The following is an 18,744-nucleotide window of genomic DNA, read 5'->3' on the forward strand; positions in this document are numbered from 1 at the left end:
TCGCGGCGGCCGACGCTGACGCGCAACCAGGGGGGGGCGGGGGATGAGCGAGAACGGGTGGTATGCCAAGACCGAGGCCGGACGGCAGGAAATCGCGGACCGCGCGCGCCGGCTGCCGGCGCAACTGCGCTCGATCCTGCTGGTGGTGGACGGACAGAAGGACGACAGCACGCTGCAGCAGATCGTTGCCGGCGTGCATGCGCCCGACGATGCCTTGGCGCAATTGCAGCAGATGGGCCTGATCCGCCGCGGCGGCGATGCGTCGCTGCCGGCATCACCGGTATCGTCGCCATCGCCATCGCCATCGCCATCGCCATCGCCATCGGCATCGGCATCGAGCGCACCGTTGGCGGCGTCCGCGGCAACGGTGACCGACGCCCTCCAGGCGTTGGCCGATCGCGCCGATGCGCCGGTGTCGCGCGAAGCGGCGCAGCGCTATTCGCGCCTCTACGATGCGATGAGCGAAGCGGTACGCCAGTACCTGGGATTGAAGGGCTATTTCATGCAGCTGAAGATCGAGCGCTGCAGCGACGCCGCTGCGCTCGAAGCGCTGCTGCCGGACTTGGCCACCGCGATAGGCAAGGCCAAGAGTCCGGCGCTGGCCGCGCGCTGGTTGCAGGATACGCTCGGCGCGGATGCGCAGTAGTCGCGATCAAACACCAATGCCACGCGCACGCAGATGCCGGCGTGCAATGCCTGCCGATCCAGAACGCGCGCAGCCCGCGTCACGGCTGCTGCATGGCGATCGCCTGCGCTGGAGATCAGCGCAGCCCCGTTCGTGGCCATGGCCGATGCAGGCAGCATGCTCTAAGACGGCTGGCGTCGCAGTGTGGCCCTTGTAGGAGCGGCTTCAGCCGCGACAGGATGTGTCCGATAGAGCCTGTCGCGGCTGAAACCGCTCCTAAAGGTTTCGTTTGCGTGCAAACAAGCAAAAAAGATCGCTCGAATTGCATGGACTCTCTAGGCCTTCCGACTGCCGCGCCACCTGCACCTGCGGGTCGGCTGTCTTGCGGATGCAGTTCGGATGCGGACCGTTGCAGCCCGCGGCGCGTTTGTGGGAGCGACTTCAGTCGCGACGCATTGCCGGTAGAGCCCGTCGCGACTGAAGTCGCTCCCACAGGTTGGCATCAGTCGATGCGGAATTTTTCTGGCAATTGCTCATTCACGCAGCGCGTCACACTGCATGCGCCGCGGTTGCCTGCGCTCAGTCCAATCCTTCGGCATGCAGCGCCGCCTGCACTTGCGGATCGGCCATCATGCGTTCGAAGAAGCGTTGCAGGTGCGTGCCGAACTCGATCTTCAAGGCGCGTGCCCAGCGCAAGGTGACGAACAGATAGGCATCGGCGATCGAGCGTTGCGCGCCGCCGAGCCACGCCTGCGTCGCCAGGTGCGCGTCCACGCACGCATACAGCGTGCGCAGGCGTTCGCGCGCATGGTCCTGGGTGTGCGCGATCACCGCCGCGTCTTCCAGATAGCGCGTGCTGCCGAACAGGGGATGGAAGGCCGGATGCAGGTCGGCGTTGAGGAAGGCGAGCCAACGCTGCACTTCGGCGCGGCCGCGCGCGCTGCCGTCGCCGGCAAGCTGCGCGGCTGGCGCCAGGTCGGCGATGTAGTTGAGGATCGCCGAGTTCTGGGTCAGCGCCCAGTCGTCCACCTGCAGCGTCGGCACCGCGCCGGCGGGATTGAGGGCGAGATAGGCCGGCGCCTTCATCGACGCGGCATCGAGCAGTTGCAGTTCGAACGGCAGGCCCGCCCAGCGCAGCGCAATGTGGTCGGCCAGCGAGCAGGCGCCGGGCTTGGAATACAGTTTCATTGCGGCACTCCGCACAGACAAAGGGCCGGGAAGCGTACCCGGCCCTGCATGCCGTTGGCGATAGTGCGGCAGTGCGCGATCAGGACGCGTTGCGCGGCCGCAGCTTCTGTACGCGGTAGAACGTGTGGTCGCCGATCGTCGCCACCTGGTAGGCATTGCGCCAGCTGGGGCTGGCGATCGCATGCGCGGCGAAGTGGCTGGCGCCGGGCACGATCTCCTTGCGCTGGCCCTGCGGCAGCGCCCAGTTGCGCTCCGCGGCAAAGGCGACGTCGACCGCATCGGCCCAGGCGTCGTCATTCTTCAGTTCGGTCCCGGGTTTCACCAGCCCCGGCGCGAACTGTTTGCGCGCGGTGACCACCTGGCACATCGAGTTGCCCCACAGGCCGCTGTCCAGGCGCCGCAGCGCCACTTCGGCGACCGCCTGCTGGCCGCGCAGCGTCTGGTCGCGCGCTTCCAGATACACGGTGGTGCTCAAACACAACGAATCGGCGGCGGGTTGCGGCAACAGCTGCGACAGCCAGAGAATCCAGGCCAGTTTCATATGACTCCTTGCTCCGTATGGGCCGTCATCGGGGCTGCACCGGGTGGCGCGGCAAGGCGATGCGGCTTGGCGTCATGGGGAGGCGGCCTGTCACGGGCCGCCCGGGTGCCGGCGCAATCTGGAGGCCGGCGGATCCACCAAGATGGGTGGATCAGAAGTGGCGCGCACAATAGGCGCCGCTTCCCCAATCGCAACTGAACCCCTGACATTGACAGCGCTCACATTGGCTGTGGTGCGCTGCAGCGCGAGTCGACCGTCGCATCGTTGCGCATGCGCGAACCTTGTGCATCACATTTGCATCACGCTGCATGGAGTTGCGCGATTGGTCTCGACGCGTATCGCGCAATGACGATTCCATCGAAGAATCGAACGCGGCAACGATGTGCTGAGCGGCGACAGTGACAACGCTGTGCCTATAGCGTCGTGGCGAACGCCGCATGTGGATGCGCGATTGCGGTTCCGGCTTCGACAATGCGCTAAGTCGGAGAACCGCAACTGCATCGCCAAGCTGCATGACGCGAACATCGCGTTGTATGCGTTGCCGCATAGCGAACCGCGCTGAAGCGTGCGCATGACGTTACGCGTTGGCCATATTCTGTCTGTTGGCGGCGGACGCGGTGCCTTGCCTGTATCGGCCGTGCCTGCGCGCAAGTCGAATGCGTTGTCTATCAATTATCCGGACAGCGCCTGCTGCAACTCCGGAAGGGAGATCCGCAGGCCGTTGCCGGACTGGAGCCGCAGCGCGCCGAACGCCATCGGCAGCAGGCCAGCGACGTGGCGCAGCCCTACATCGCGGGTGTCGCCGATAGCGCGCCGAGGCGTGCAGTGGTGTGCCGGCACCACGCGCGTGCTGCGCCACGACTGGCCGAGCGCGTGTACACCGCGTTCAGCGCATTGCCACCTGCGCAGTTGCGATAGCGCCTCGCCCTTTGTGATCCAGGTGTTGCGCGTCCTTTCCTTGCGCTCGCTAAGTGCGTGCCGCTATCGCCGCACGCGCGCCTAGAGCTGCGCCGCCAGGCGGCTGCCCTGGGCGATCGCACGCTTGGCATCCAGTTCCGCGGCGACGTCGGCACCGCCGATCAGGTGCACCTTGCGGCCGGCAGCCTGCAGTGCATCGTGCAGGTCGCGGCGCGGCTCCTGGCCTGCGCAGACCACCACGGTGCCGACCGGCAACAGCTGTTCTGTACCGTCCACGCGGATGCGCAAGCCGGCGTCGTCCATGCCAAGGTACTCGACCCCGCCGAGCATGCTCACGCCCTTGGCCTTGAGCGCGGCGCGGTGGATCCAGCCGGTGGTCTTGCCCAGGCGCGCGCCGGGTCGGCCGGCACTGCGCTGCAGCAGCCACACCGTGCGCGCTGGCGCTTCCGGCTGCGGCTTGCGCAACGCGCCGCGCGTTTCGAACTGCGGATCCACGCCCCATTCGGCCATCCAGCGCGCCGGGTCCAGCGCGGTCGATTCGCCGGCATGCACCAGGAATTCGCCGACGTCGAAACCGATGCCGCCGGCGCCGATGATCGCGACCTTTTCCGCGGCCTGTACCCGGCCTTGCAGTACGTCGAGATAATTGACCACATTGGGATGATCCGCGCCCGGGAAATCGACCACGCGCGGCACGATGCCGGTGGCCAGCACCACCTCGTCGAAGTCGGCCAGCAGCGCCGCATCGGCGGTGGTGCGCAGGCGCACGTCCACGCCGGTGGCGTCGAGCTGGTGGCGGAAATAGCGCAGCGTCTCGTGGAACTCTTCTTTACCGGGAATGCGCTTGGCGACGTTGAACTGGCCGCCGATCTCCGCGGCGCTGTCGAACAGGGTCACGCGGTGGCCGCGCTCGGCGGCCACCGTGGCGCAGGCCAGCCCGGCCGGGCCGGCGCCGACCACGGCGATGCGCCGCGGCGTCGCCGTGGGCAGGTAGTTGAGTTCGGTTTCGGCCGCCGCGCGCGGATTGACCAGACAGCTGGCAGTCTTGTTCTCGAACACGTGGTCCAGGCACGCCTGGTTGCAGGCGATGCAGGTGTTGATCGCCTGCGCCTGGCCGCGCCGCGCCTTGTTCGGCCACTCCGGATCGGCCAGCAGCGGCCGCGCCAGCGACACCATGTCGGCGCCGCCGCCGGCGAGGATGCGCTCGGCCACGTCGGGCATGTTGATGCGGTTGGTGGCGATCAGCGGCACCCGCACATGCGGCTTGAGCTTGGCGGTGACCCCGGCGAAGGCGGCACGCGGCACCGAGGTGGCGATGGTCGGCACGCGCGCCTCGTGCCAGCCGATGCCGGAGTTGATCAGCGTCGCGCCGGCGGCCTCGATCGCCTGCGCCTGCGCCACGATCTCCTGCCAGTCGCTGCCGTCCTCGACCAGGTCCACCAGCGACAGCCGGTAGATGATGATGAAGTCCGGCCCGCAGGCCTCGCGGATGCGGCGCACGATCTCCACCGCGAAGCGCATGCGCTTGCTCGCGTCGCCGCCCCAGGCATCGTCGCGGCGGTTGCTGCGCGGGGCCACGAACTCGTTGATCAGATAGCCTTCTGAGCCCATCACCTCGACGCCGTCGTAGCCGGCTTCGCGCGCCAGCCGCGCGGCGCGGGCGTAGGCGCCGATCTGGCGCTCGACGCCGCGTGCGGACAGCGCGCGCGGGGTGAACGGATTGATCGGCGCCTTCAGCTTCGACGGTGCCACCGACAGCGGGTGGTAGGCGTAGCGCCCGGCATGCAGCAGCTGCAGGCAGATCTTGGCGCCGTGCGCATGCACCGCGCGGGTCACCTGCCGGTGCGGGCGCACTTCCCACGGCCACGACAGCTTGCCGCCGAACGGCTTCAACCAGCCGACCACGTTCGGGGCGAAGCCGCCGGTGACGATCAGCCCGGCGCCGCCGGCGGCGCGTTCGGCGAAATACGCGGCCAGCTTGGGGAAGTCGCGGGCGCGGTCCTCCAGGCCGGTGTGCATCGAGCCCATCAGCACCCGGTTGCGCAGTTGGGTGAAGCCCAGGTCGAGCGGGGCGAACAGGTGCGGGTAGGCGGCGGGGGACGGGTCGGGCTGGCCGGAGGCGGACGACATGGCTTGGATACGCTGGCGTACGGAAGCGCGCAGGGTGACGTGAAACCTGGGCTACGGCAAGAGGGGCGTGCGCGGGTTGCCTACGGTAGAAGGGGCGCGGCCCGGAGGATGGGGTTCTTGTCCTGCGGTATCTATAACCCTTGTAGGAGCAACTTCAGTCGCGACAGGCTTTTAGCGGTAATGCTGAAGCCGCTCCCACAAGGAACAGTGTAGCGAATGCCGGCTGGGTGCACTGTGGGAGGGACTTCAGTCCCGACAGGGTCTGAAATCGGTCGCTGACAGACGCTGCGTCGCGACCGAAGTGACTCGCCGCAAGGCGAAAACCTTCGTCTTTGCCTTTGCCGTTGTCTTGGTTCTGGTGCTGGGATTTTTGAGCTTTGAAGCAATAGCAACAGCTTCCGCTAGCGCGGGTCACTTTTCTTTGCTTGTGCAAAGAAAAGTAACCAAAAGAAGCGCTTTACCACAGCCGAAGGCTGGTCAAGCACACCCCCGCAGCGCGCCTTCCGCGCTGCGCGCTCCAGGTCCGCAGCCCCGACGGGCATTTTTCGATGGCACATCCATGTGCCAACGAAAAACGTCGCGCATCCTGCGCGCCGCCCTTCGGGTATTCGCCCGCCGGGTCTGCCGCGCTGAGGGGACCCGGTAGATCAAAAGCCAAGCAAAGGCAACAGCAAAGGCAACGGCAACAGCGGAGCTGGCGCGCGTTCTATGGAGCGGCCAATGACCGCCACGCGCAAAGCAGGGCGATCGCGCGCGCTCCCGATCGAACTGCGCGGTCGCTCAGCCCCAGCCGGCCAGCGCCAGCTTGCCGATGGTGCTGCCCGATTCCAGACGCCGGTGCGCTTCGCGCAGGTTGGCCGCGTCGATCGGCGTCAGCGTTTCGGTCAGCGTGGTGCGCAGTTCGCCGGCATCGACCAGGCTGGCGGTGCGTGCCAGGATACGGTGCTGCTCGATCATGTCGGCGGTCTTGAAGCGCGCCCGCGCGAACATCATTTCCCAGTGGATGCCGATGCACTTGGACTTGTACGGATCGCCGATGCGCAGCGCGCCGGCCGGTTCCACGATCAGGCCGACATGGCCCTGCGGCGCGACCAGTTCGCCGAGTGCGTCCCAGTAGCGGTCGGTGTCGGCCAGGTTCAATGCCGCATCCACCTGTTCGATGCCCAGGGCCTGCAGCTGCGGCGCCAGCGGCTGGCGATGGTCAATCACGTGCTGCGCGCCCAGTTGCAGACACCAGTCGCGGGTCTGCTGGCGCGACGCGGTGGCGATGACCTCGAAGCCGGCGTGCCGCGCCAGTTGGATCGCGATCGAGCCGACGCCGCCGGCGCCGCCGATCACCAGCAGGCGCCGGCCGCGGTTGCGCTCGTCGTCGAAGTCGAACGGCATGCGCTGGAACAGCAGTTCCCACGCGGTCAGCGTGGTCAGCGGCAGCGCCGCGGCCTGCGCGAAATCCAGCGTCGCCGGCTTGCGCGCGACGATGCGCGCATCCACCAGCTGATATTGCGCATTGCTGCCGGCGCGGGTGATGTCGCCGGCGTAATAGACCTCGTCGCCGGGTTCGAAGCCCTCGACGTCGGCACCGACCGCCTCGACCACCCCGGCCGCGTCGTAGCCCAGCACCTTGGGCTGCGCCTCCACCTGCGGCTTGGGGGCGCGCACCTTGGTGTCGACCGGGTTGACCGACACCGCCTCGACCCGCACCAGCAGGTCGAAACCGGTAGGCGCGGGCGGCTTGGGTAGGTCCACGTCGAGCAGCGACTGCGGATCGTCGATCGGCAGGTAATGGGTGAGGGCGACGGCTTTCATGATGTCTCCAGGCGTGGGGGAATCGGTGGCGGGAAGGCGTTGCGTGTCCGGCTCATACCGGCCGCGGATTGCGTTCGGCGAAGCCGCGCTGGTGCCAGTACGGGTACGGCGGTACCGCCGCGCTCGCTTCGTCCAGGCGCCGCACCTGCGCGGCGTCGAGGTTCCAGCCGACCGCGCCCAGGTTCTGCCGCAGCTGCTCCTCATTGCGCGCGCCGATGATGACGCTGCTCACCGTGGGCCGCTGCAGCAGCCAGTTCAGTGCGATCTGCGGCACGCTCTTGCCGGTTTCGGCGGCGATCGCATCCAGCGCGTCGACCACCCGGTACAGGCGCTCGTCCTCGACCGGCGGGCCGGCCTCGGTGACCTTGCTGTTGTGCAGGCGGCTGCTTTCCGGCAGCGGCTGGCCGCGGCGGATCTTGCCGGTCAGCCGGCCCCAGCCCAGCGGGCTCCACACCACCGCGCCGACGCCCTGGTCCAGGCCCAGCGGCATCAGTTCTTCCTCGTAGTCGCGGCCGATCAGCGAGTAGTAGGTCTGATTGGCGACGTAGCGCGACCAGCCGTAGCGGTCGGCCACCGCCAGCGACTTCATCAGGTGCCAGCCGGAGAAGTTGGACACGCCCAGGTAGCGGATCTTGCCGGCGCGGACCAGGTCGTCGAGCGTGGACAGGGTTTCCTCCACCGGCGTCTTCGCGTCGAAGCCGTGCAGCTGGAACAGGTCGATGTAGTCGGTGCCCAGGCGCTTGAGCGCCGCCTCGACCGCGCGCACCAGGTGGAAGCGCGAGGAACCGACGCTGTTGGGGTCGTTGGGATCGAAGCGGAAGGTGGCCTTGGTCGAGATCAGCACCTGGTCGCGGCGGCCCTTGATCGCCGCGCCCAGCACCGATTCGGCGGCGCCGCCGGAATAGATGTCGGCGCTGTCGAACAGGTTGACCCCGGCCTCCAGGCAGATGTCGATCAGGCGCCGCGCCTGGTCCACGTCCGAATTGCCCCAGGCGGCGAAGAACTCGTTCGAGCCGGCGAAGGTGCCGGTGCCGAAGCTGAGCACGGGGACCTTGAAGCCGGAGGCGCCGAGATGACGGTATTCCATGGTGAGACTCCTTGATGCAGGGGGAAATGGCGGGATGCGGAAATCAGCGTGGCGAAGCGGAGACGGCGTGCGTGTCGGCCGCGCTGCCGAGCACGCGCGCGGCGGCCTCGGCCATGGCGGCATAGCCGGCGTCGCCGGGGTGGAGGTGATCGCCGGAATCGAACGCGGGCAGCATGCGGGTGGGGTGCGCGGGGTCGCGGAGCAGGGCGTCGAAATCGATGATCGCATCGAAACCGTTGCCGTTTCGTATCCATGCGTTGACCTGCTGGCGCACGCGTTCCTTGTCCGAGCTGTAGTAGCCGTGGATCGGCGTGTCCGGCAATGCGCCTTCGAACGGGGTCAGCGTGGCGCCGATCACCCGCAGGCCGCGCGCCTGCGCGCGCTGCAGCAGCTGGCGGTAGCCGGCGATCAGCTCCTGCGCGGACACCGGCGCGTCGTCCGGCGCGAACGGCGTGGCGTACCAGCTGATGTCGTTGATGCCGATCAGTAGCACCAGCGTATGCACGCCCGGTTGCGCCAGCACGTCGCGGTCCAGCCGTGCCAGCGCGTTGCGGCCCATGCGGTCGCGCAGCACGCGGCCGCCGGAGATGCCGGCGTTGAGCACCGCCACGCGCCGCGGGGCCAGCCGCGTGGCGAGCTGGTCCGGCCAGCGCCGGTCGCGACCCGGGGTGGACGCGGCGCCATCGGTGATCGAATCGCCCAGCGCCACCACCGCGCCGGCGGCATCGGCGCGACGCACCTGGATGCCGCTGACGAACAGGCGCACCGGCAGCGCGGTGGCGTCGGCCAGCGTCGCGTCCGCGGTGCGCTCGCCCGCGGCCAGCCAGGCGCTTTGCAAGCCTTCCCAATGGAAGGTGGACGGCGCGGTCGGCTGCGGCAGGTACAGGCTGACGCTGAGCCGGGCCAGGTCCGGCACGCGCAGCGCGACCGGGTCGCTGAGCACCGGCGCGCCGGGCGGGATGGTCACCGCGCGCTGCCCGCCGAAACGCAGTTCGCGGTCCGAGCCGGGCACGGTCGCCGCGCCGTCGCCGGCCAGCGCCAGGTGCGCGGCGCCGATATGCAGCGGTTCGCGGCCGTAGGCATTGGACAGCTCCACGCGCACCGTATCGCCGCCCAGGCTGATCCGCGCCACCTGGCGCACCGTCTGCTGCCACAGGTTGAACGGGGTCTGGGTCGGGAACGGGAAGTCGGCGGCCCACAGCGGCTGCGGGCTGGCCTGCCAGGTCGCGATCCAGTCGCGCTCGGCGGCGCCGGCCGGCAATGCGAGCGCGCCCAGCAAGGTGGTGGCCAGCGCGGCCTGGCGCAGCTGCCGGCTCATGCCGCACCGCCCGCGGCGCAGGCGTGCGCCGGCGCATGGGCGACGGTGGGCGACAGCCGCAGCGCCAGCAGCGCCACCGCCAGGCCGGTCGCGGTGACCAGCGCCGCCGCCCACGGCAACTGCGTCAGGCTGCCGCCGTGGCCGATCACCAGCCCGCCGAGCCCGGCGCCGAGCGCATTGCCCAGGTTGAACGCGCCGATGTTCAGGCTCGAGGCCAGATGTCGGCCGGCATCGCCGGCCTTGCCCAGCACCCACAGCTGCAGCGGCGCCACCGTGGCGAACGCGGCCACCCCTAGCAGGCCGACCAACAGCACCATCGCCGGCACCGAGCGCAGCGCGAAGGCCAGCGCCGCCAGCACCAGCGCCAGCAGCCCGAGGGTCAGCGGCAGCGCCTGCCGCGGATGGCGGTCGGCCAGGCGCCCGCCGAGCAGGTTACCGACGATCATGCCGACCCCGAACACCAGCAACAGCGGCGAGACCACGCCGTCGCCCAGGCCGGTGACCCGGGTCAGGATCGGCTGGATATAGGTGTAGACGGTGAACACGCCGGCATAGCCGAGCACCGTCGTCGCCAGCCCGAGCAGCACCGGCGCGCGGCCGACCGCGCGCAGTTCCTCGCGCAGCGGCAGGGTCGGCGTGGCGTCGTCGCCGGCCGGCACCAGCGCGGCGATCACCACGGTGGCCAGCAGGCCGATCGCGGCCACCGCCCAGAACGTCGCGCGCCAGCCGAACTGGAGGCCCAGCCAGGCGCCGGCCGGCACCCCGAGCAGGGTGGCGACGGTGAGCCCGGTGAACATGGTCGCGATCGCCGAAGCCTTGCGTTGCGGCGCCACCAGGCCGGTGGCGACCACCGCGCCGACGCCGAAGAAGGTGCCGTGCGCCAGCGAGGTGACCACCCGCGCCGCCATCAGCGTGGCGTAGTCCGGCGCCAGCGCGCAGGCCAGGTTGCCGGCGGTGAACACCAGCATCAGCGTCACCAGCACCCGCTTGCGCGGCCAGCGCCGGCTGGCCACGGTCAGCAGCGGCGCGCCGACGAACACGCCCAGCGCGTAGCCGGAAATCAGCAGCCCGGCAGCCGGCACGCTGACCTGCAGGTCGGCCGCGACCTGCAGCAGCAGACCCATGATCACGAACTCGGTGGTGCCGATGCCGAAGGCGCCGGCGGTCAGCGCGAACAGGGCCAGCGGCAGCCGCGGCGGTGGCGCAGCAGCGGGCGGCGGCGTGGGGGAGGGAGGCATGGGCGATTCCGGAAGACGGGAGGGCACAGCCTAGGTCCGCGCTTTATCAGCAGAAACGGGCAATATATTGAGTGACTTTCAACGGAATCGATAAAGTGGATCGGATCGGCGACATCGCCCTGTTCCTGCGCGTGCTCGACCTGGGATCGATCAGCGCCGCGGCGCGCAGCCTGGACCTGTCGGTGGCGGTCGCCAGCCAGCGGCTGAAGCGGCTCGAGCGCGACCTCGGCGTGCGCCTGCTGCACCGGACCACGCGGCGCCTGCATCCCACCCCCGAAGGCCTGCAGCTGGCCGAGCAGGGGCGCGTCCTGGTCGAGGACCTGGAGTCGCTGGCCGGCGGCCTGCGCGCCGCCGGCAGCGCCGCCGCCGGCACCTTGCGGGTGACCATGTCGGCCTCGTTCGGGCGCCAGTACGTGTCGCCGCTGCTGCCGCAGTTCATGGCCCTGTATCCGCAGATGCGGCTGAGCGTGCACCTGAGCGACAACGTGGTGGATCTGATCAGCGAGGGCTTCGACCTGGCGATCCGGATCGGCGCGCTGCGCGATTCCAGCCTGGTCGCGCGGCGCCTGGCCGGCAACCGCCGCGTGCTGTGCGCGTCTGACGACTACCTGCGCCGTCACGGCGAACCGGCGACCGCGGCGGACCTGGCCGCGCACGCCTGCCTGCTGCTGACCGGCGCCGAGGGCCGCCAGGACACCTGGCGCCTGCACGGCGCCGAGGGCGAGGTCGCGGTCAGGGTGCGCGGTCCGCTGGAATCCAACTTCGGCGAGGTGCTGCGCGATGCGGCGCTGAACGGCCAGGGCATCTCACTGCATTCGGTGTGGCATGTGGCCGAGGACCTGCGCCGCGGGCGCCTGCGCCAGGTGCTGCCGCAATACGCGATCGCCGAGACCGGCATCTATGCGGTGATGCCGCAGCGCCGGCTGATGCCGCCGCGGGTGCGCGCCTTCGTCGAGTTCATGCAGGTGCAACTGGCCGACCCGCCGCCCTGGGAGCGCCTGGCCTGAGTCGCAAAAACAACACGCAGGCGTACTGTCTACGGACGCAGACGGCCGCCCAGGCGCCGCATTGCATCATTTCATGAAGCTGTATACGGTGTATCCACGACCGTTGAGGGTCTGGCCATGGGTTTCACATGTTACGCGCCCGTTAACGCCGTCTTCACCATGCCGAGCATAATGTGCGCGGCGATGGCGTGCGGAAACGGCCGTCTGGATGTGACGAGACATCTGTACTGAACCATGCCCTATCGGTTTCTATATCCCCGAAACAAGGAGCTGTATTAATGAACAAGAAAATTCTCACCGCCGCGTTGCTGGGCGGTCTGGCCGTCGCCCAGGCAGCGTCCGCACAGGAATTCGACGACCGCTGGTACCTGACCGGTTCGGCCGGCTTCAACTTCCAGGACAACGACCGTCTGACCAACGACGCCCCGTTCGTCACCCTGGGCCTGGGCAAGTTCGTCAGCCCGAACTGGTCGATCGACGGTGAACTGAACTATCAGAACCCGAACTTCGATGCCAACCAGGACCTGAACTGGAGCCAGTACGGCGTCTCGTTCGACCTGCGTCGCCACTTCATCCAGGAAGGCCGCGGCTGGAACCCGTACCTGCTGTTCGGCCTGGGCTACCAGCGCTCGGAAGAAGAGTTCGACACCGGCGCCGCCGTGTCCCCGGGTCAGCGCAAGGACGGCAACTTCGCCGCCAAGGCTGGCGTCGGCCTGCAGACCACCTTCGACAAGCGCGTTGCCGTGCGTGCCGAAGTGGCCTACCGCGCTGACTTCGACGACCAGAGCGTTTCCGCTCCGTCGGAGAACTGGTTCGGCGACGTGCTGGCCTCGGTCGGCGTCGTGATCCCGCTCGGCCCGCCGCCGTCGGCTCCGGTTGCCGCTCCTGCTCCGACCGCTGCCCCGAGCTGCGCGGACATGGACGACGACGGTGACGGCGTCAACAACTGCGACGACAAGTGCCCGGCTTCGCAGCCTGGCCAGACCATTGGTCCGGACGGTTGCCCGGTGCCGGTGTCGATCGACCTGAAGGGCGTCAACTTCGACTTCAACAAGTCGACCCTGCGTCCGGACGCGATCGCGATCCTGAGCGAGGCCACCGAGATCCTGAAGCGTTACCCCGACCTGAAGGTCGAGGTCGCCGGTCACACCGACTCGAAGGGTACCGACGCCTACAACCAGAAGCTGTCCGAGCGTCGTGCGACCACCGTGTATGACTACCTGACCAAGAACGGCGTGGACGCTTCGCGTCTGGTCGGTCCGATCGGTTACGGCGAGAGCCGCCCGATTGCGCCGAACACCAACCCGGATGGTTCGGACAACCCGGAAGGCCGTGCGAAGAACCGTCGTACCGAGCTGAACGTCCAGAACTAATCGGACGCTTCATGCTTCAAGCAAAGCCCGGCCTCGCGCCGGGCTTTGTTTTTGTGCGTGTGGAGCCGGGACCAGGGACTCGGGACTCGGGACTCGGAAAAGCGGCACTTCTGCAAACGCAGCACAAACGTCTTCAAGCTGAACTTTTTCAGCCTTCCCAATTATTTAGCGCATGCAGTGCCGGTATCGGTTGAAACTGCGCCTGGCCCTGCCTACACTCGCGGCGTCGTCTCGCCTGAATGGAAAACCCGATGCTGCGTATCGTTACGGCTGGCCTGCTTGGTCTGGCCCTGATTCCTGCCGCCCATGCCGCACCGGATTGCTCCGGCGACGTTCTGCCCAAGCCGCTGCCGTTGCCGGCCACGGTCGGTGCGCCGGTCGCTTCCGAGCTGTCCACGCGCAACCTGCAGCTGGGCATGCCCAGCGGCGTGCTGGCCCAGGCCTACAGCGGCGACCAGTCGCTGGACCGTGTGCTGCTGCGGCTGCGCGCCGAAGGCTGCCAGAGCCTGGCCAACGTCGTGCCCGCCGGCGGCGCGGTGAAGCCGAACGATCCGGCCGCGTACAAGCCGACCACCGCGTTCGACAACACGCCCTGGCGTTTCGACATGAGCCAGAACGGCAAGCGCATGACCGCCGAGGAATTCGACGCCTGGATGAAGGCGCGCGGCGTGCGCGTGGTCAAGGCGCGTCCGGCCGCGGCGGTAGTGCCGGCCGCGGCGGCGCCCGACGCGGCCAAGCCGGCCGACAAGCAGTAAGCGCGGCGCGCGGTCGCCGACCGCGCCTGCGTACGAAGCGCGAGCGGTGAAGCCTCCTTCGCGTTCCCGCCGTCCCGCATCGCGCGCGTCGGCGTCAGCGGCCGGCGCCAACCGGCCGCCTGCTGCCGCCGCGGCCGGCGAGGCCCGCCACGGCCTGGCGCGGACCCTGTCCAAGCTCGGCCTGTGCTCGCGCACCGAGGCCGCGCGCTGGATCGCCGCCGGCCGCGTCGCGGTCGACGGGCGCACCGTCACCGATCCCGAATTCCCGATCCTGCGCGGCCGGCATCGCCTCGCGCTCGACGGCGCGCCGCTGGCTGCGACCCAGCGCCTCTATCTGATGCTCAACAAGCCGCGCGGCCTGGTCACCACCGCGCAGGACGAACGCGGCCGCGACACCGTCTACCGCTGTTTCGACGGCGCCGGGCTGCCCTGGCTGGCGCCGGTCGGGCGCCTGGACAAGGCCAGCGAGGGGTTGCTGCTGTTCTGCAACGACCCGCAGTGGGCGGCGCGGGTCACCGACCCGGCCAGCGGCCCGGACAAGACCTATCACGTGCAGGTCGATGCGGTGCCGGATGCGGACCTGCTGGCGCGGATGTGCGCCGGCGTGGTCGCCGAGGGCGAAGCGCTGCGCGCCAAGCAGGTGCGGCTGCTGCGCCAGGGCGACAAGCACGCCTGGCTGGAAGTGGTGCTGGACGAGGGCCGCAACCGGCAGATCCGGCGCCTGCTCGCCGAACTCGACCTGGGCGTGCTGCGCCTGATGCGCGTGGCGATCGGCGGACTGGCGCTGGGCGAACTGGGCAAGGGCGCCTGGCGTGAACTCAGTGCGACGGAAGTCGCTGCACTGGTGTCGGCGGCGGACGCCAGCGCGCCAGTCGCGCGCTGAGCAGGGCGGCGACTACGTCGTAGGCGCGCGCATCCTGCGGACCGCGCGCGTCGTGGTGGCGACCCTTGGTGTGGTTGCAGCCGGCACAGGCCAGCGCGAGATTGCGTGCGTCGTTGGGGTCGTCGCCGACGAGTCCGCACAACGCGATGGCCGCACGGCGGCCGAACCAGGCCTGCGGTACCACGTGTTCCAGCGTGCTGTGGCCGAGCGGTTCCCCGTCGTCGCGCACGCGCAGGCGGCGCCGGCAGTGCAGGCACCGTGTCTCCCAGCCGCCGTCCACCGGCTGCGCCTGCGCGTCGGTCTGCGCCGCCAGCAACAGCCGTTGGCGCAGGAGCGTACGCACCTCAGGCAGGGATCACGTTCAACTCGCGCCCGATCCGCACGAACGCGTCGATCGCCCGGTCCAACTGCTCGCGGGTGTGCGCGGCGCTGATCTGGGTGCGGATCCGCGCCTGGCCCTTGGGCACCACCGGGAAGAAGAAGCCGATCGCGTAGATGCCTTCCTCCAGCAGCCGCTCGGCGAAGCGCTGCGCCAGCGGCGCGTCGTACAGCATCACCGGGCAGATCGGGTGGGTGCCGGGCTTGATGTCGAAGCCGGCCGCGGCCATGCGTTCGCGGAAGTGGCGGGTGTTCTCGACCAGTTGCGCGCGCAGGGCGTCGGCCGCATCCAGCATCGCGAATGCCTTGATCCCGGCGGCGACCACGTGCGGCGGCAGCGAGTTGGAGAACAGATAGGGGCGCGAGCGCTGGCGCAGCAGTTCGATCACCTCGCGCCGGCCGGTGGTGAAGCCGCCCAGCGCGCCGCCCATCGCCTTGCCGAGGGTGCCGGTGAAGATGTCGATCCGGTCCATCACCCCCTTGACCTCGGCCGAGCCGCGGCCGGTCGCGCCGAGGAAGCCGGTGGCATGGCATTCGTCGATGTGCACCAGCGCGCCGTACTTGCGCGCCAGCGCGGTGATTTCGTCCAGCGGGGCGATGAAGCCGTCCATCGAGAACACGCCGTCGCTGGTGATCAGCTTGGTCTTGCAGCCGGCCGCGTCGGCCGCCTGCAGCTGCGCTTCCAGGTCGGCCATGTCGCAATTGGCGTAGCGGAAGCGCTTGGCCTTGCACAGGCGCACGCCGTCGATGATCGAGGCGTGGTTGAGCGCGTCGGAGATGATCGCATCGGCTTCGCCGAGCAGCGGCTCGAACAGGCCGCCGTTGGCGTCGAAGCAGGCGGCGTAGAGGATGGTGTCCTCGGTGCCGAAGAACGCGGCGATCTGCGCTTCCAGTTGCTTGTGCAGGTCCTGGGTGCCGCAGATGAAGCGCACCGAGGCCATGCCGAAGCCGTGGCTGTCCAGCGCGTCCTTGGCGGCCTGGATCAGGTCCGGGTGGTCGGCCAGGCCGAGATAGTTGTTGGCGCAGAAGTTCAGCACCGTGCGGCCGTCGGCCAGGGTGATCTCGGCCGACTGCGGGCCGACGATGATGCGCTCGGACTTGAACAGGCCCTGCGCGCGGATCGCATCCAGTTCGTCGGCGTAGTGCTGGGTGAGGCGGGAATCGGTCATGACGGGCACGCGCAGGGAAAGAAGCGAAGATTTTAACGCGGCGTATGCGAAGGTCGGCGGGCGTCATGCACAAATGGCATAAGCATCGGCGGCGAAGTCATTTCACCGCACGAATGCGGCTGCGCAGCATGGCGCACTGGCCGTGGTTCGCGCGGCCGGACCGCCGTGCCGCCCGCCCCCTCACTCCGGAGATCCGCCCATGCCCAGCCTCCTGCCGCGCCGATTCAGCCCGCTGCTCGCGCTCGCGCTGTGCGCGTTCGCCGGCACCGCGGCCGCGCGCGACGTGCAACTGCTCAACGTGTCCTACGATCCCACGCGCGAGCTGTACCGCGACTACAACACGGCCTTCGCCAAGCACTGGGAACAGACCCACAGCGGCGACAAGGTGACGGTGGAAACCTCGCACGGCGGTTCCGGCAAGCAGGCGCGCTCGGTCATCGACGGGGTCGAGGCCGACGTGGTGACGCTGGCGCTGGCCTACGACGTGGACGCGATCGCCGAGAAGGGCAAGCTGATCGACCCGGGCTGGGCCAAGCGCCTGCCCGACAACAGCGCGCCGTACACCTCCACCATCGTGTTCCTGGTGCGCAAGGGCAATCCGAAGAAGATCAAGGACTGGCCGGACCTGCTGCGCACCGGCGTGTCGGTGATCACCCCGAACCCGAAGACCTCCGGCGGCGCGCGCTGGAACTACCTGGCCGCCTGGGCCTATGCCGACCACATCTTCAAGGGCGACCGCGAGCGCATCCTCGGCTACATGCGCGCGCTGTTCCGCAACGTGCCGGTGCTGGACACCGGCGCGCGTGGCGCCACCACCACCTTCGTCCAGCGCGGCATCGGCGACGTGCTGCTGGCTTGGGAGAACGAGGCGTTCCTGGCCCAGGAGGAACTGGGCAAGGACAAGTTCGAGATCGTGGTGCCGAAGCTGTCGATCCTGGCCGAACCGTCGGTGGCGGTGGTCGACAAGAACGTGGACAAGCACGGCACCCGCGCCGCCGCCGAGGAGTACCTGAAATACCTGTATTCGCCGGAAGGGCAGAAGATTGCGGCCAGGCACTACTACCGTCCGCGCCATCCCGAGTACGCCGACCGCGCCGACATCGCGCGCCTGCCGAAGGTGCAGCTGGTGACCATCGACCAGCAGTTCGGCTCCTGGGCCAAGGCCCAGGCCGAACACTTCAACGACGGCGGCCTGTTCGACCAGATCCAGGCGAGCAAGTGACGCGATGGGAGTGAATGCCGTGGCAGGCACGCGGCCGCGGTCGCGGCGCAGGGTGATCCCCGGGCTCGGCCTGAGCCTGGGGATCACGCTTGCCTGGCTTGGCCTGGTGGTGCTGATCCCGTTGCTGGGCGTGGTGCTCAAGACCAGCGGCTTGGGCTGGCACGGCGTGTGGCAGGTGTGGAGCGAACCGCGGGTGCTGTCGGCGCTGCGGGTCAGCTTCGGCACCGCCTTCGTCGCTGCCGCGTTCAACGCGGTGATGGGCACCTGGGTGGCCTGGGTGTTCGTGCGTTACCGCTTCCCCGGCAAGCGCCTGTTCGACGCGATGATCGACCTGCCGTTCGCCCTGCCGACCGCGGTGGCCGGCATCGCGCTGACCGCGCTGTACGGCGGCAACGGCTGGGTCGGGCAGTGGCTGGAGCAGCCGGCGCAGGCGTTGGCGGCCAACTTGCCGACCCTGGCCTGGTTGTGGCCGCGGCTGGCGCTGCTGCTGGCTCTGTCCGCCGGCGGCTATGCGCTGCTGCGCCGCGGCCATGCCGTGCTGCCGGCACCGCTGTTGGCGCTGCGCCGCCTGTTCGGTGCCGTGGCCGCGGCGAGTCTGGCCGCAGTGTGCATCGGCGTCATCGTGATCGGTTATGCCGGGCTGATGCAGGCGAGCGGAGCCGACGGGATCAAGGTCGCGTACACGCCGCTCGGCATCGTGGTGGCGCTGGTGTTCGTGGGCCTGCCGTTCGTGGTGCGGATCGTGCAGCCGGTGCTGGCCGAGGCCGAGCGCGAACTGGAGGAGGCCGCGGCCACGCTCGGCGCCGGCCGTTGGCAGACCATCCGCCGCGTGGTGCTGCCCGGACTGTGGCCGGCGGTGCTGACCGGCTTCGCGCTGGCCTTCGCGCGCGGCGTGGGCGAATACGGCTCGGTGATCTTCATCGCCGGCAACCTGCCCAACGCGACCGAGATCGCGCCGCTGCTGATCACCATCCGCCTGGAGGAATTCGACTATGCCGGCGCCACCGCCATCGCCGCGGCGATGCTGCTGCTGTCGCTGGTGATGCTGCTGCTGGTCAACGGCGTGCAGGCGCGGTTCGCGCGGCGCGGCCTGGCGGCGCATTGAG

Annotated in this window: 15 protein-coding genes and 2 pseudogenes; 8 read left to right on the forward strand and 9 right to left on the reverse strand. The window is 69.2% G+C overall.

Annotation, left to right across the window (positions count from 1 at the left end; all coding sequences use genetic code 11):
• Nucleotides 1–43: 43 nt before the first annotated feature.
• Complete coding sequence (locus NUG20_RS05620; RefSeq protein ID WP_263397424.1) at nucleotides 44–646, forward strand: hypothetical protein; 603 nt, start codon at nucleotides 44–46, stop codon at nucleotides 644–646.
• Between the two features lie 558 nt (nucleotides 647–1,204).
• Here the strand turns inward: NUG20_RS05620 and NUG20_RS05625 are convergent.
• The 7 genes from NUG20_RS05625 to NUG20_RS05655 form a co-directional block, all read right to left on the reverse strand.
• Nucleotides 1,205–1,813 carry a glutathione binding-like protein gene (locus tag NUG20_RS05625; RefSeq protein WP_263397425.1) on the reverse strand — a complete coding sequence of 203 codons (609 nt, stop codon included), beginning with the start codon at nucleotides 1,811–1,813 and terminating at the stop codon, nucleotides 1,205–1,207.
• A 79-nt stretch (nucleotides 1,814–1,892) separates the two neighbouring features.
• Entirely contained in the window at nucleotides 1,893–2,354 is a 462-nt protein-coding gene (locus tag NUG20_RS05630) for a cell wall hydrolase (RefSeq protein WP_228320640.1), read from the reverse strand.
• Between the two features lie 999 nt (nucleotides 2,355–3,353).
• A complete protein-coding gene (locus NUG20_RS05635; RefSeq protein ID WP_263397426.1) occupies nucleotides 3,354–5,402 on the reverse strand; it encodes an NADPH-dependent 2,4-dienoyl-CoA reductase in 2,049 nt (682 codons plus the stop codon).
• Between the two features lie 780 nt (nucleotides 5,403–6,182).
• A complete protein-coding gene (locus tag NUG20_RS05640) occupies nucleotides 6,183–7,208 on the reverse strand; it encodes a zinc-binding alcohol dehydrogenase family protein (protein WP_263397427.1) in 1,026 nt (341 codons plus the stop codon).
• Between the two features lie 52 nt (nucleotides 7,209–7,260).
• A complete protein-coding gene (locus NUG20_RS05645; protein ID WP_263397428.1) occupies nucleotides 7,261–8,295 on the reverse strand; it encodes an aldo/keto reductase in 1,035 nt (344 codons plus the stop codon).
• Between the two features lie 43 nt (nucleotides 8,296–8,338).
• Entirely contained in the window at nucleotides 8,339–9,613 is a 1,275-nt protein-coding gene (locus tag NUG20_RS05650; protein WP_263397429.1) for an SGNH/GDSL hydrolase family protein, read from the reverse strand.
• A complete protein-coding gene (locus tag NUG20_RS05655) occupies nucleotides 9,610–10,851 on the reverse strand; it encodes an MFS transporter (RefSeq protein WP_263397430.1) in 1,242 nt (413 codons plus the stop codon). The genes NUG20_RS05650 and NUG20_RS05655 overlap by 4 nt, the downstream gene beginning before the upstream one ends.
• 95 nt (nucleotides 10,852–10,946) lie before the next feature.
• Here NUG20_RS05655 and NUG20_RS05660 point away from each other — a divergent pair, with 95 nt between their 5' ends.
• The 4 genes from NUG20_RS05660 (at nucleotide 10,947) to NUG20_RS05675 (ending at nucleotide 14,869) form a co-directional block, all read left to right on the forward strand.
• On the forward strand, nucleotides 10,947–11,858 hold the full coding sequence (locus NUG20_RS05660; protein WP_263397431.1) for a LysR family transcriptional regulator: 912 nt from the start codon (nucleotides 10,947–10,949) through the stop codon (nucleotides 11,856–11,858).
• 278 nt (nucleotides 11,859–12,136) lie between these two features.
• A complete protein-coding gene (locus NUG20_RS05665; RefSeq protein WP_263397432.1) occupies nucleotides 12,137–13,231 on the forward strand; it encodes an OmpA family protein in 1,095 nt (364 codons plus the stop codon).
• A gap of 251 nt (nucleotides 13,232–13,482) precedes the next feature.
• A complete protein-coding gene (locus NUG20_RS05670) occupies nucleotides 13,483–13,986 on the forward strand; it encodes a hypothetical protein (protein ID WP_263397433.1) in 504 nt (167 codons plus the stop codon).
• Between the two features lie 46 nt (nucleotides 13,987–14,032).
• On the forward strand, nucleotides 14,033–14,869 hold the full coding sequence (locus NUG20_RS05675) for a pseudouridine synthase (protein WP_263397434.1): 837 nt from the start codon (nucleotides 14,033–14,035) through the stop codon (nucleotides 14,867–14,869).
• On the opposite strand, the gene NUG20_RS05680 is transcribed toward NUG20_RS05675, so the two are convergent.
• Nucleotides 14,805–15,212 carry an HNH endonuclease gene (locus tag NUG20_RS05680; protein WP_263397435.1) on the reverse strand — a complete coding sequence of 136 codons (408 nt, stop codon included), beginning with the start codon at nucleotides 15,210–15,212 and terminating at the stop codon, nucleotides 14,805–14,807. The two genes, NUG20_RS05675 and NUG20_RS05680, sit on opposite strands and share 65 nt — an antisense overlap.
• 1 nt (nucleotide 15,213) lies before the next feature.
• Complete coding sequence (gene kbl / locus NUG20_RS05685; protein WP_263397436.1) at nucleotides 15,214–16,416, reverse strand: glycine C-acetyltransferase; 1,203 nt, start codon at nucleotides 16,414–16,416, stop codon at nucleotides 15,214–15,216.
• 199 nt (nucleotides 16,417–16,615) lie between these two features.
• Here kbl and NUG20_RS05690 point away from each other — a divergent pair, with 199 nt between their 5' ends.
• The 3 genes and pseudogenes from NUG20_RS05690 to NUG20_RS05700 form a co-directional block, all read left to right on the forward strand.
• Nucleotides 16,616–17,638, forward strand: a complete 1,023-nt coding sequence (locus tag NUG20_RS05690) for a sulfate ABC transporter substrate-binding protein (protein WP_263397437.1) — start codon at nucleotides 16,616–16,618, stop codon at nucleotides 17,636–17,638.
• A gap of 4 nt (nucleotides 17,639–17,642) precedes the next feature.
• Nucleotides 17,643–18,056: pseudogene (locus tag NUG20_RS05695) on the forward strand (molybdate ABC transporter permease subunit); the annotation flags it as partial.
• A 246-nt stretch (nucleotides 18,057–18,302) separates the two neighbouring features.
• Nucleotides 18,303–18,743, forward strand: a pseudogene (locus NUG20_RS05700) (ABC transporter permease subunit); the annotation flags it as partial.
• Between the last annotated feature and the right edge of the window lies 1 nt (nucleotide 18,744).

This window comes from Xanthomonas sp. CFBP 8443 (genome assembly GCF_025666195.1).
GTDB lineage: Bacteria > Pseudomonadota > Gammaproteobacteria > Xanthomonadales > Xanthomonadaceae > Xanthomonas_A.